This window comes from Archangium sp. (genome assembly GCF_045802675.1).
Lineage (GTDB): Bacteria > Myxococcota > Myxococcia > Myxococcales > Myxococcaceae > Archangium.
The window spans coordinates 52,724-65,710 of sequence record NZ_JBJMQO010000109.1 but is presented as its reverse complement, the minus strand read 5'-3'; the positions used below and the strand labels follow the sequence as shown (position 1 = coordinate 65,710).

11 protein-coding genes are annotated in these 12,987 nt (G+C 69.4%); all 11 read left to right on the top strand.

Annotated elements, in window-relative coordinates:
* The first annotated feature begins 45 nt into the window (after nucleotides 1-45).
* The 11 genes from ACJ8AN_RS30770 to ACJ8AN_RS30720 all read left to right on the top strand — a co-directional run bounded on the left by ACJ8AN_RS30770 (nucleotide 46) and on the right by ACJ8AN_RS30720 (nucleotide 12,963).
* Nucleotides 46-1,413 (top strand): methyl-accepting chemotaxis protein, encoded by a 1,368-nt coding sequence (locus ACJ8AN_RS30770; RefSeq protein ID WP_407759091.1) that lies wholly within the window; start codon nucleotides 46-48, stop codon nucleotides 1,411-1,413.
* Nucleotides 1,414-1,509: 96 nt separating this feature from the next.
* A complete protein-coding gene (locus tag ACJ8AN_RS30765) occupies nucleotides 1,510-1,938 on the top strand; it encodes a chemotaxis protein CheW (RefSeq protein WP_407759090.1) in 429 nt (142 codons plus the stop codon).
* A gap of 72 nt (nucleotides 1,939-2,010) precedes the next feature.
* Nucleotides 2,011-2,379, top strand: coding sequence for a response regulator (locus tag ACJ8AN_RS30760; protein ID WP_108067310.1), 369 nt, complete (start codon nucleotides 2,011-2,013; stop codon nucleotides 2,377-2,379).
* Nucleotides 2,380-2,410: 31 nt separating this feature from the next.
* Nucleotides 2,411-4,612 (top strand): chemotaxis protein CheW, encoded by a 2,202-nt coding sequence (locus tag ACJ8AN_RS30755; protein ID WP_407759089.1) that lies wholly within the window; start codon nucleotides 2,411-2,413, stop codon nucleotides 4,610-4,612.
* The gene (locus ACJ8AN_RS30750) at nucleotides 4,609-5,205 is read left to right on the top strand and encodes a chemotaxis protein CheC (protein WP_407759088.1); all 597 of its coding nucleotides are present in this window, start codon (nucleotides 4,609-4,611) and stop codon (nucleotides 5,203-5,205) included. Before ACJ8AN_RS30755 ends, ACJ8AN_RS30750 begins: the two co-directional genes overlap by 4 nt.
* A gap of 150 nt (nucleotides 5,206-5,355) precedes the next feature.
* Nucleotides 5,356-5,769 (top strand): hypothetical protein, encoded by a 414-nt coding sequence (locus ACJ8AN_RS30745; RefSeq protein WP_407759087.1) that lies wholly within the window; start codon nucleotides 5,356-5,358, stop codon nucleotides 5,767-5,769.
* A 355-nt stretch (nucleotides 5,770-6,124) separates the two neighbouring features.
* Entirely contained in the window at nucleotides 6,125-7,588 is a 1,464-nt protein-coding gene (locus ACJ8AN_RS30740; protein ID WP_407759086.1) for an alpha-amylase family glycosyl hydrolase, read from the top strand.
* A 65-nt stretch (nucleotides 7,589-7,653) separates the two neighbouring features.
* Nucleotides 7,654-8,751, top strand: coding sequence for an ABC transporter ATP-binding protein (locus ACJ8AN_RS30735; RefSeq protein WP_407759085.1), 1,098 nt, complete (start codon nucleotides 7,654-7,656; stop codon nucleotides 8,749-8,751).
* 33 nt (nucleotides 8,752-8,784) lie between these two features.
* On the top strand, nucleotides 8,785-10,014 hold the full coding sequence (locus tag ACJ8AN_RS30730) for an extracellular solute-binding protein (RefSeq protein ID WP_407759084.1): 1,230 nt from the start codon (nucleotides 8,785-8,787) through the stop codon (nucleotides 10,012-10,014).
* A 10-nt stretch (nucleotides 10,015-10,024) separates the two neighbouring features.
* On the top strand, nucleotides 10,025-12,085 hold the full coding sequence (locus tag ACJ8AN_RS30725; RefSeq protein WP_407759083.1) for a carbohydrate ABC transporter permease: 2,061 nt from the start codon (nucleotides 10,025-10,027) through the stop codon (nucleotides 12,083-12,085).
* Nucleotides 12,085-12,963, top strand: coding sequence for a sugar ABC transporter permease (locus ACJ8AN_RS30720; protein ID WP_407759082.1), 879 nt, complete (start codon nucleotides 12,085-12,087; stop codon nucleotides 12,961-12,963). Before ACJ8AN_RS30725 ends, ACJ8AN_RS30720 begins: the two co-directional genes overlap by 1 nt.
* Nucleotides 12,964-12,987: the final 24 nt, after the last annotated feature.

Here is a 12,987-nt window from a genome sequence, read left to right as displayed (position 1 = left end):
TAAACCCACCCACTGCTGTCGCTGTCCCCCCGGAAAAGCGAAACCGTGCGCCGCCCTCTCCGCGACGATTCATCCCCAGGCCTCTCCCCCCGCCGCGATCCCGTGCAGCGGCTGCTGCGCAATGTCGAGCAGACCGGCACAGGCGGGCATGAGGTGTCCCTGCAACTGAAGATCTTCAGTGGCTACATCGTGCTCGGTGGCGTGCTCACCGGCGCGCTCATGGCCACCGAGCCGCTGGGGCCAAGCTGGTTCTGGGGCCGCATCGGCATCGGCGTGTTCATCAGCGTGGCGCTCTCCGTCACGCTGCCGCGCTACCTGGCGCGCGTGACGCGTGTCCGGGTGCTCTCGCGCTCGGCCTTCGAAATCTCCCAGGGCGACCTGTCCAAGCCGCTGCTCGTCGAGCCGCCTCGCGCCCTGCGCCGCGATGAGATCGACGAGCTGGCCATGGCCATCCGCCGCATGCAGGAGAACCTGCGCGACCTGGTGGGCAAGATCCAGGACACCGCCAAGAGCGTGGCCGACACGGCCAAGGACCTGCAGGGCTCGGCGGAGAACGTCAACGCGACCAATGAGGAAGTCGGCTTGTCCATGGACAAGATCGCCCAGGGCGCGGAGACGCAGTCGCAGCTCGTCGGCAAGACGTCCAAGGTGATTACCGAGATGGCGGGCAGCATCCAGCGCACCGCGGCGAGCGCCGAGGACGCGGCCCGCACCGCCGCCGAGACGAGCAGCGCGGCCGAGAACGGCTCCAAGGCGGCGCTGCTGGCCGGCGAGAAGGTGAAGAAGGTCTTCAACCGGATTGAAGCGGCGAGCCAGCAGGTGTTCGCCTTCGGCGAGAAGACGCAGGAGATTTCCAAAATCGTCGACGCCATCACCCAGGTGGCGCAGCAGACGAACCTGCTGGCGCTCAACGCCACCATCGAGGCGGCGCGCGCGGGCGAGTACGGCCGCGGCTTCGCGGTGGTGGCCGACGAGGTGCGCAAGCTGGCCGAGAGCGCGGGCCGCTCCGCCGAACAGATTTCCCGGCTGGCGCGCGACATCTCCGGCCAGTCCACGGCGGTGGTGAGCGCCATGAAGGAGGGCATCGAGGAACTGGCCGAGGGCCGCGAGGACCTCACCGGCATCGTGCGCTCCATGGGCGCCATCACCGACACGGTGCGCAAGGTGGCCGAGAAGGTCCACCTCATCTCCGACAGCGCCCGCGAGCAGCTCAAGGGCAGCGAGGAGATGGTGAAGGCCACCGAGGAGATTTCCCTCGTCGCCAAGAACAACGCCTCCTCCACCGAGGCCATCCAGGCCGTCATCCAGGACCAGTCGGACGCCATGGTGCGGATGACCTCCCTGGCCAGCGAGCTGACCAACCTCTCCATCGAGCTGCAGAGCGTGGTGCGCAGCTTCCGGCTGAACGCCTGAGTGTTTCCAATCCCCCCTGGCGGGGTGGGGATCGTGCGGTTGCCCGTTGTGATCGATTTCCCTGAACCCGTGGCCTGCTGATAGAAGGTCTACACCGTGCGGCATGTCATCTTCCGGGTGGAGAAGGAGCGGTACGGCCTGCCACTGGCGGCGGTGAAGGAGGTGGTGGTGCCTCCGGAGCGGTTCACGCGGGTGCCTCGGGCGCCCGCGGCGGTGAAGGGGGTGATGAACCTCCGGGGACGGGTGGTGACGGTGGTGGAGTTGCGACAGTTGTTGGGCCTGCCGGATGGGCCCACGCCGCAGGGCCGGGTGGTGCTGTTGGAGCGGGGGCGCAAGGACCTGGGCCTGTTGGTGACGGATGTGGATGGAATCGAGGCGGTGGAGCGGGTGAGCACGGCTCCGGGCAAGGCCATTCCGGCGGTTCGCGGGGTGGCCCGGTTGAAGGGCCTGGCCGTGACGGTGTTGGATCCAGAAGGGCTGGATTCCGCGGTGGTTGGACTCTTCACCGCGGGACAACAGAAGTGAGTAGCCGCCAGAAATGGGCGGATGGTAGTGTCCGCGGCCCTCTCGGGGCCTTGAGCGGAGGCGGAGCTTCAAATGGCTAAGCGGGTGCTGGTCGTCGACGATGCCATCTTCATGCGCAACATGATCAAGGACATCTTCGCGTCCGGCGGCTTCGAGGTCGTCGGCGAGGCGGCCAATGGATTGGAGGCCGTGGAGAAGTACAAGGAACTCAAGCCGGATCTCACGACGATGGACATCGTCATGCCGTTCAAGAGCGGCATCGAGGCCACGCGGGAGATCATCAAGTACGACGCCAACGCGGTGGTCATCATGTGCTCGGCGCTGGGACAGGAGAGCCTGGTGATGGAGGCCATCGAGGCGGGAGCCTCGGACTTCATCGTCAAGCCGTTCCGCGCCGAAGACGTGCTGGCCGTCGTCAAGAAGGTGTTGGGCGAGGGCTGAGCCCCTCCCCGACACGCGTCCGAGGCCGGACATGACGATGGACATGTCCCGCTACCTCGGTCTGTTCCTGACCGAGGCGAGCGAGCACCTGGAGGGGCTGGGGAGGGACCTCGTGCAGTTGGAGCGCGAGGGCGCCCCCGCCGTGGTGGACTCCATGTTCCGCCACGCCCACTCGGTGAAGGGCATGGCCTCGTCCATGGGCTTCGAGCCCATCGCCGTGCTGGCCCACCGCGTGGAAGACCTGGTGGACGCCATCCGCCAGGACCCCAGCCGCCTGGAGCGCGGCCTCGTGGACCTGCTCCTGTCCGCCACCGACGTGATGATGGCCCAGGTGCGCTCCGTGGCGGACAGCAAGCCGCCGGATGACGCCTCGGCCCTGCTCGGACAGCTCGCCGACCGCGTGTGCGTGCTCACCGGCCGCACCCCTGGTGCCACGCGCGTGCTGGGCCGCGTCTCCACCACGCCCGCGCCGGATGCGCCCGCGCCGGCCGTGGCCGCCTCCGTCGCCGCCGCCGTGCCCGCTCCCGTGGCCCAGGCCGCCGTGGCCGCTCCCGTGGCCCAGGCCGCCGTGGCCGAGGCGCCCAGCGCGCCCGCTCCCGGGGCCGAGGTCCGCGTGGCCGCGGTGATGCCGGCCGCCGACCCCGCGCCCGCGACGCAGCAGCTCGCCGCGAGGGTCGCCGCCGTGGTGTCCTCGCCGCAGGTGGAAGAGGCGAAGCCGGAAGCGGCGGCGCCGGTGCGCTGGGCCCTGCGGCTGCGCATCGCCCCCACGTGCCAGACGCCGGGCGTGCGCGCCTTCCTCGTGCACAAGCGGCTGACGGGCCTGGGCACGCTGCACGACCTGCAGCCGCCCCTGGAGGACCTCAAGGCCGGCCGCATCCCCGAGGGCCACATCCAGCTCGAGCTGGAGACGGCCGAGAGCGACGAGGGCATCCGCAAGGCGCTGCGCAATATCGCCGAGGTGGAGCTCGTCTCGCTGAAGCAGGCCGTGGCGGCGCCCCCTCCCGCGCCCGCCCTGGCGCCCACCGGCGGCCCGGCCCTGGCCGAGGCTCCCCGGTCCACTTCCGCGGGGACGGACGCCACGCGCACGGTGCGCGTGCGCACGGAGCTGCTGGACTACTTCCTCGACACCGTGGGCGAGCTGCTGCTGGCCACCGCCCGTCTGCGCGAGCTGGGCAAGGTGCTGCCGGAGAGCTCGCGCCCGCCCATCGAGGAGGGCGTCTACCGGCTGCAGGCCCTGGTGAAGGACCTGCACGACAAGGTGATGAGCGCGCGCATGACGCCGCTGTCGCTCATCACGGACCGCCTGCCCCGCGCGGCGCGCGACATCGCCCGGCGCCGCGAGCGCGAGGTGGACCTCGTGATTACCGGTGCGGAGATCGAGCTCGACCGCGCCATCCTCGACGAGCTGGCGGACCCGCTGCTGCACCTGCTGCGCAACTGCATCGACCACGGTCTGGAGTCGCCCGAGGAGCGGGCGGCGGCGGGCAAGGGCCCTCGCGGGCGCGTGCTGGTGTCGGTGCGGCGCGCGCGCGACCGGGTGGTGGTGGAGATGGAGGACGACGGCCGCGGCATGGACGCGGCGAAGCTCAAGGCGGCGGCGGTGGCCCGCGGCGCCATCAGCGCGGAGGCCGCGGCGCGGATGACGGACCGCGAGGCCTTCCTGCTCGCGTGCCTGCCGGGCGTGTCCACCGCGAAGGACGTCTCCGAGATTTCCGGCCGCGGCGTCGGCATGGACGCGGTGAAGCGGGTGGTGGAGAACGTGGGCGGGACGCTCGAAATCGAGAGCGAGCTGGGCCGCGGCACACGCTTCACCCTGCGGCTGCCGCTGACGGTGGCGGTGGTGCACCTGCTGCTGGTGGCGGTGGGGGACGAAGTGTTCGGCCTGCCCATCGCCAAGGTGGTGGGCGCGATGGAGGCCGACAGCGAGACGCTGGAGCGCAGCCGGGAGATGCCGCTGCTGCCCCACGGCCAGGGGCTGCTGCCGGTATACGCGCTGGACGAGCTGGTGGGCGTCGAGGCGCCTCCGCGCAAGGGCGTGCGGCCCTTCGTGGTGATGGAAGGGGACGCGGGACGGGTCGCGCTCGCGGTGGACCGATTGGTGGGGCAGGAGGAAGCGGTGCTCAAGCCGCTGTCCCGGCCCTTGGACTTGCTACCGGGCCTCTCAGGGGTGACCATCCTGGGAAGTGGCCGCCCGGTCTTCATCCTGGACGTGCCGAGGTTACTGTCCGCGTGAGCCCTCAACCGAGCGACATTCAGCTGGACGCCCTTCGCGAGGTGGCCAACATCGGCTGCGGGCACGCGGTGAGCGCGCTCGCGCGGCTGGTGGGTGGCCGCACGGTGAATCTCTCCGTGCCGCGCGCGGTACTGGCTGCGGCCTCGGAGCTGGCCGGGCTGCTGGGCGGGAGCGACGCGCCCGTCGTGGCCGCCAGGCTGGGCATGCAGGGCCAACTCCAGGGCGTGCTGCTGCTGGTGCTGCCCCAAGAGGACAGCACGGCGCTCGAGGCGCTGCTGCTGCGGCGGCACGACGCGCCCCTGGAGGAGCGGGAGAGCGCGCTGTCGGAGACCGCCAACATCGTGGCCAGCGCGTGCCTGTCGGCCATCGGCACGCTGACGGGCTGGAGGCTGCTGCCCTCCGTGCCGGTGCTCGTGCGCGGCGCGGCCGGCGCCGTGGTCGCCGGTGTCGTGAAGGAAGCCCAGGGCGATGACCGCGTGGTGGTGCTCGAGACGCGCTTCTCCTCGGTGGGCGCGCCCGCGGTGTCCGGCCAAGTGCTGCTGGTGCTCGAGCGCGAGAGCTCCCGGGCACTGCTGGCCCGGCTCGGCGTCTGAGCTGACGTCCGCTTCGGCGTCCGCGTCCCCTGGAGCAACCCCTTGGAGCAACCGGGCAGCCAGCCCGTCCTGGGGACCGTTGCGACCCCTTCATCCCGGCTTCACCTTCACCCAGCGTGGGGGGCGGCATCTCGCCCCGGGGAGGCGGGCATGCGGAGACTCATCTGGGGCGCGTTGTGGGGCGCGGTGGTGCTCGCGGGCTGCCGCACGGACAGCACGGTGGCGATGCGCAGCGGCTCGGGCAGCGAGGGCAACATCGCGAAGAATCCCTGGTCGTTCGAGCGCGGCTTCTCCCTCAAGGGCACCGTCACCGCCGAGTACTCGGACGTGCTCGTCATCGAGGACAAGGACGGCAAGACGCGCTACCTGCGCATCACCGAGCAGACGCGCTACTACCAGGGGGGTAAGCAGACTGGCCGCGAGTTCCTCGCGCCGGGCTCCACCGTGCGCGCCTCCTTCGCCAACCAGGACACGGAGATGATTGCCCGCGACATCGTCGTCGTGAAGGACGTGGGCAAGGCGGACCCCCTCCAGGTGCCGGACCGGACCAACACCGTCCCCTGACGCGGTGGGCCGTCGCTAACGCCAGGGATTGACGCAATGTGTTGTCACATTGCGTCAACCCGCGTTCCCACGGGCGTTCCATGCTGGGGGTGCGCGCGTGCGCGCCCTTCACGTGAAAAAAACCAGTCAACCTCCCGGATTCACGTCCGTTCCCCAACATCTGGAGTGGGAGGGTTCACTTTCCAAAGCGGGTGTGGAAAAGTCCCGCGCAATGGTTGATTCGTCGCCTTGTCGCCTTCCGGCCAGACGCGCGAATAGTCGTCATCTTCTCGCCACTTCACTGTTGCTGTTCCCCCTGACGTTGACGGCTTGCGCTCACTCGCAGCGGCCGCCCGCCGGGGAAGCAACCTCGGAGGTGGGTAAGAGCGCGTCGCCTCCGGCCCCCGCGCCCACTCCCCCTCCCGCCGCCGCGGCTCCCGCTCCCGAGCGCCGCTGGGCCGACGAGGTCCTCTACTTCGTCGTGCTGGACCGCTTCGCCGACGGCGACGCCGCCAACAACGTCCAGGTGGACAAGAAGGCCCCGGGCGCCTTCCACGGCGGGGACCTCGAGGGCCTGCGCGAGCAGCTCGACGAGCTGTCCTCCCTCGGCGTGACGGCGCTGTGGATGACCCCGGTGGTGAAGAACATCGACGGCTTCGTCACCGGCGCCGGCTTCCCCGACTGGGGCTACCACGGCTACTGGGCCGATGACTTCCAGAAGCTCGACCCACGCTTCGGCACCGAGCAGGACTTCAAGGCGCTCGTGGACGCGTGCCACCAGCGCGGCATCCGCGTGCTGCTGGACGTCGTCTACAACCACCCCGGCTACAACTCGCACTACCTCACCGCTCCCGAGACGCGCGGCTGGCTGCGCTCGGAGGAGAAGGGCACCTGCGGCCAGGATGACCTGACGAGCTGCGTGTCCGGCCTGCCCGACTTCAAGACGGAGCTGCCCGAGGTGGCGAAGTACCTCCTCGACGCGCAGCTCGCCTGGGGCAAGCGCTCGGGCGTGGACGGCTTCCGCCTCGACACGGTGAAGCACGTCGACCACCCCTTCTGGCAGGAGCACCGCCGCCGCACCCGCGAGGAGCTCGGCAAGGACTTCTTCCTGCTCGGCGAGGTGTGGGGCGGGGACCGCGAGTCGCTCGACCCCTGGTTCGTCGACGACGAGATGGACGCCGGCTTCGACTTCGGCTTCCAGGGCAGCGCGCTCGCGTGGGCCCAGGGCCGCGGCCGCACCGTGGCCTTCGATGCCTACCTGCGCTCGCGCGGCAAGGTACGCAAGGGCCACTACCTCTCGCACTTCCTGTCCTCGCACGACGTGCCCGGCGCGCTCTTCCAGCTCCAGGGCGACACGAAGCGCTTCCGGCTCGCCGCCGCGCTCCAGCTCACCACCTCCGGCATCCCCGTCATCTACTACGGCGAGGAGGTGGGCCGCCCCGGCGGTGACTGGCCCGCCAACCGCGGCGACATGCCCTGGGGCTCGCGCGCGGTGCAGCCCGGCGCCGGCCTGCCTCGCGACGAGGCCCTGCGCCAGTTCTACCAGAAGCTCATCACCGTGCGCCGCGCGCACCCGGCCCTCTCGCGGGGCACCCACAAGGGGCTCGCCACCGACGGAGACGTCTACACTTTTCTTCGCCACGAGCCCGAGTCGGGCGACGCTGTGGTGGTGGCGGTGAACCGCAGCGACAAGAAGGCGTCCGTCTCGTTCCCCTGGCCGGAGGCCTGGAGCGGCGCGGACGCGGAAGATCTGCTCGACGGGGGCCGCCTCACCGCGGCTCCGACGATGGACGTCACCGTCGAGCCCCTGTCCGTCCGCATCCTGGGACGGGCGCGATGAGCTTCAACCCGTCCGCCAACGTGCAACGGGATGACCTGAATTCTGCCCGTGTGGGGAGAGCCTGAATGGCCGGTGTGGTTTTCAAGAATGTGGCCAAGCGGTACGGCGAGGTCTCGGTCATCGAGGGCCTCAACCTCGACATCCGCGACCATGAGTTCATGGTGCTGGTCGGTCCGTCCGGCTGCGGCAAGTCCACCGCGCTGCGGATGATCGCCGGCCTGGAGGAGATCACCGGGGGCGCCCTGTCCATCGGAGATCGCGTCGTCAACGAGCTCCCGCCCAAGGAGCGCGACGTCGCGATGGTGTTCCAGAACTACGCGCTCTACCCGCACATGACCATCCGGGAGAACCTCGAGTTCGGCCTCAAGATTCGCAAGACGCCGAAGCCCGAGATGGACCGCCTGGTCAACGAGGCCGCGGAGATTCTCGGCATCACCCACCTGCTCGAGCGCAAGCCCAAGCAGCTCTCCGGGGGTCAGCGTCAGCGCGTGGCGCTCGGCCGCGCCATCGTGCGCAAGCCGGCCGTGTTCCTCTTCGACGAGCCGCTCTCCAACCTCGACGCCAAGCTGCGCGTGCAGATGCGCTCGGAGATCAAGAAGCTCCAGCAGCGCCTGGGCGTCACCTCGGTCTACGTCACGCACGACCAGATCGAGGCCATGACGATGGGCCACCGCATCGCCGTCATGAAGGACGGCAAGCTGCAGCAGCTCGGCACCCCGCTGGAAGTGTATGAGCGCCCGGCCAACGTCTTCGTGGCCCAGTTCATCGGCTCGCCGCCCATGAGCTTCACCACCGCCATGCTCTCGGCCAACGGCGAGGTGCTCGAGGGCGAGGGCTTCAAGCTGCCCGTGCCCCAGACGATGCGCGCCTTCACGGCGGGGAAGGGCGGCCGCAAGCTCAAGGTCGGCATCCGTCCCGACAACATCATCTCGCCCACGGCCACCGCCCGCGGCGAGACGGCCGCGGTGGAGGTGAAGGTGGAGCTCGTCGAGCCGCTCGGCAACGAGGTCATCGTCCACGCCCGCCTCGCCGACAGCCCCGTCGTCTTCCGCCTGCCACCCCAGCACTCGCCCGAGATGGGCTCGAAGATGCAGGTGCTCATCGAGCTGGAGTCCCTGCACCTCTTCGACGCCGAAACCGAGCAACGTCTGTCCGCTGCCTAGCCGTTCGAGTCCCTTCCCAGGAGCTCCCCAGACATGAAGAACCTGCGACTGATGATCGCGGCCGTGTGCCTGTGTGCCCTCGGCCTGCTCCCCAAGCCCGCCGCCGCCGAGACGAAGGAGCTCGTCCTGTGGCACGCCTACCGCGCCGAGGAGAAGGCGGCGCTCGAGAAGGTGATCGGCCAGTTCAACACGGCCAATGCCGCCAAGGGCATCCACGTCACCACGCTCGCGGTCCCCTACGACGCGTACGCGGACAAGATTTCCGCCACCGTGCCGCGCGGCAAGGGCCCGGACCTCTTCATCTTCGCCCAGGACCGCCTGGGGGGGTGGATCGAGGCCGGCAACACCGTGGAGCCCATCGACTTCTACCTGGATGACGCGCTCCGCAAGCGCTTCATCCCCACCACGATGGAGGCGATGACCTACCGCGGCACCGTCTACGGCCTGCCGCTCGACTACAAGGTCATCACGCTCATCTACAACAAGAAGCTCGTGCCGGTGCCGCCCAAGACGAGCGGCGAGCTGGTCACCATCGCCAAGAAGCTCACCGACAAGAAGGCCGGCCGCTTCGGTCTGGCGTACTCGTACGGCGACTTCTACTACCACGCGGCCCTGATGAACGGCTTCGGCGGCGGCGTGTTCGGCCCCGGCACCACGCCCACCCTCAACTCGCCGCAGAACGTGAAGTCCGTGGAGCAGATGATGAAGTGGGCCGAGAAGGACGGCATCATGCCCGCCGAGCCCTCCAGCGCCCTCATCACCTCGCTCTTCAACGAGGGCAAGGCCGCCATGGTGTTCTCCGGCCCCTGGTTCCTCGGGGAAATCGCCAAGGGCGTGGACTACGGCCTGGCGCCGCTGCCCACCCTGGACGAGGCCGGCGGCAAGCCCATGCGTCCGTGGATGACCGTGGAGGGCGTGTACGTCTCCGCTCCCTCGAAGAACAAGGACGCCGCCTTCGAAGTGGCGAAGTTCCTCACCGGCGATGAGGCCGCCAAGGTGCTCGCGCTGGAGGGCCGCCAGAGTCCGGCCAACCAGTCCGTGTACGCCGACGCCAAGGTGAAGGCCGACGCGCAGCTCAAGGCCTTCCGCGACCAGGTCGAGGTCGCCGTGCCCATGCCCAACGTGCCGGAGATGACGATGGTCTGGTCGCCCGCCACCTCGGCGATGAACTCCATCCTCAAGAAGGCTTCCACCCCCAAGGCCGCCCTCGACGTCGCCCAGAAGGCCGTCGCCAAGGACGTCGCCGGTCTGCGTAAGAAGTGAGAGGCACCGCGTGAGCAACACGGCCCCCAAGCGTACCGGCGATCCACGAGGCACCGCCGGCCACCCGCTCGACGAGCGCGGTTCCACCGAAGCCCTCTCTGGCCCGGACCAGTCCCCGGGCACCCGGGGCCCCGGTGCTCTGCGCCGCGGGCGGGTGCTCGTGGGGCTGTTGCTCGCGCTCGGCGCCTCGCTGCTGCTCGCCCAGGGGCTGCTGTCGCGCACCCTGGAGAGCGTCTCCACCGAGCGCGCCGATCGTCAGGCCCTCGTGTCCCTGCGTGCGCTGGAGGACCTCGTCCAGCGCGCGGGCGGCTCGGGGGACTCCGTGCGCGCCGTGGTGTCCACCTGGAAGGAGCAGCTCCCTGCCGGGAGCGCGGTGCGCGTCATCGCCTTCTCGGGCATCCAGCTCGAGGCCTCCACCTTCCCCGAGGACCAGGGGGACAAGGCGGCCCCGCGCCGGCTGTCGCGCGAGGAGAAGCCCCTCTATGACCGCGGCCAGCGGATGCGCGCCGCGGTGGAGACCAACCGCGAGGAGGGCACCGCCCGCAAGCTGGAGGTGGAGACCGAGGCGCTCCCCAACGGTGGGCGTCTGCTGAGCGCGCCGGTGGAGGTGGAGGGCTCGGTGGTGGGGATGGTGGAGCTGGCCATCGCCATGCCGCCCGCGCCGCTGAAGCCCGACATGGGTCCGCTGCTGCTGTGGCTGCTGGTGCCGCTGGCGGTGACCGCGGCCGCGTCCTTCGTGCTGCGCCGCCAGGTGCTGCTCGTCGTCGTGGCGGTGGTGGCGCTCGGCGTGGGTTTGAGCGGCTACGCGAGCTACTCGCTGGGCCTGCTGCGCTCCGAGCTGAGCGGCACGCAGGCGCTCGTGGCCGGACAGGTGAAGGCCATGTCGCAGCGGGCGCGGGCCGTCATGGCCGAGCGTCAGCTCGCCGCGGAGCCCGCGCTGCAGCCGGGCAATTGGGACGCGGATGCGTTCCGCCGCCCGCTCGGGCTCGTCACCCCCGCGGGTGAGGTGAACGAGGCGGCCGTGGCCTCTCGCATCGACGAGCTGCGCTCGGGCGCCAACCGCGCCTTCGGTGGCCTGGGCGTCGCGGCGCTCGCCTTCCTGCTCTTCATCGGCCTGGGCGGCCTGGCCCGCACCGTGGCGACGGTGGTGGAGAACCGCACCGCCTACCTCTACATCGCCCCCGCCATGGTGGGCATGGTGGTGCTCGTCTTCTTCCCGTTCTTCTACGGCATCACCCTCTCCTTCACCGACTCCAACCTCTACAACACGGGGCAGCCGCTGTCGGACATCTGGGTGGGCCTGCGCAACTACGCGGAGATTCTCGGCGACTTCAACATCGCCAAACGCGCGCAGGACGGCTCCATCGTCTTCAACTACCTCAACTTCTACTACACGCTCTTCTTCACCATCGTGTGGACGGTGACCAACGTCACCATCGGCGTGACGGTGGGCCTGGTGCTCGCCCTCATCCTCAACGTGCAGGGGCTGGCGCTGCGCCCGGTGTACCGCGTGCTGCTCATCCTGCCGTGGGCCATGCCCAACTACATCACCGCCCTCATCTGGAAGGGCATGTTCCACCAGCAGTTCGGCGTGGTGAACCACGTCATCCGCATGTTCGGCGGCCAGGGCCTCTCCTGGTTCGAGACGCCCGTCACCTCCTTCTTCACGGTGCTGGCCACCAACGGCTGGTTGAGCTTCCCCTTCATGATGGTGGTGTCGCTCGGCGCGCTCACCTCCATCCCCGTCGAGCTCTACGAGGCCGCCCGCGTGGACGGCGCCACGCGCTGGCAGCAGTTCACCGCCATTACGCTGCCCGCGCTCAAGCCCGCGCTCGTGCCGGCCGTCATCCTGTCGGTGGTCTGGACCTTCAATCAGTTCAACGTCATCTTCCTGGTCACCGAGGGCGAGCCGAGCAACTCGACGGAAATCCTCATCACCCAGGCCTACAAATACGCCTTCCAGCGCTACCGCTACGGGTACGCGGCGGCGTATTCCACCGTCATCTTCGGCATCCTGCTGCTCTACAGCGTGGTGCAGAACCGCATGTCCCGCGCCACGGAGGCCGCCTGATGTTCTCGCGCCGCGATGGGGTGCTCCACTGGCCGCTGCACCTGGTGCTGGTGGCTTTCACCCTCTTCACCCTCTACCCCATCCTCTGGGTCGTCACGATCGCCTTCTCGGGCAAGCAGAGCCTGGCCATCACCACGCTCCCCGAGTCCCCGACGATGATGGACCGCGTCCGCGCCGTGGCCCCGTGGCCCGAGACGCTGTCGCTCTCCAACTTCAGCTCGGTGATGACGGATCAGCCCTTCGGCCAGTGGATGCTCAACAGCGCCATCATCGCCCTGGGCACCACCGTGGTGGGCGTGTTCCTGGCCTGCACCGCCGCCTACGCCTTCAGCCGCTTCAAGTTCACCGGCCAGCGCACCGGCATGATGGCCTTCCTCGTGTCCCAGATGTTCCCGGGCACGCTGATGCTCATTCCGCTCTACATCATCCTCGTGCAGTGGCTGGGCCTGGGCAGCTCGCGCCTGGGCCTGATGATCGTCTACGCCACCACCTCCATCCCCTTCAGCGTGTGGATGCTCAAGGGCTACTTCGACACCATCCCGAAGGACCTGGAGGAGGCCGCGCTCATCGAGGGGGCTTCCGTGGGGAAGATCTTCTGGACCATCATCCTGCCGCTGGCCAAGCCGGCGGTGGCGGTGACGGCGCTCTTCTCCTTCATGACGGCGTGGAACGAGTTCGTCCTCGCGGCGACCTTCATGGATCAGGAGGCGATGTACACCGCGCCCGTGGGCCTGCGCTTCTTCGTGGGCGGCTTCTCCCAGCAGTGGGGCTACTTCGCGGCCGGCTCCATCATCGTCTCCGTGCCCGTCGTCATCCTCTTCCTCTTCTTGCAGAAGTACCTCGTGTCCGGCCTCACCGCCGGCAGCGTCAAGGGTTAGTCCGTCGTTCCCCAGCAACCCCCA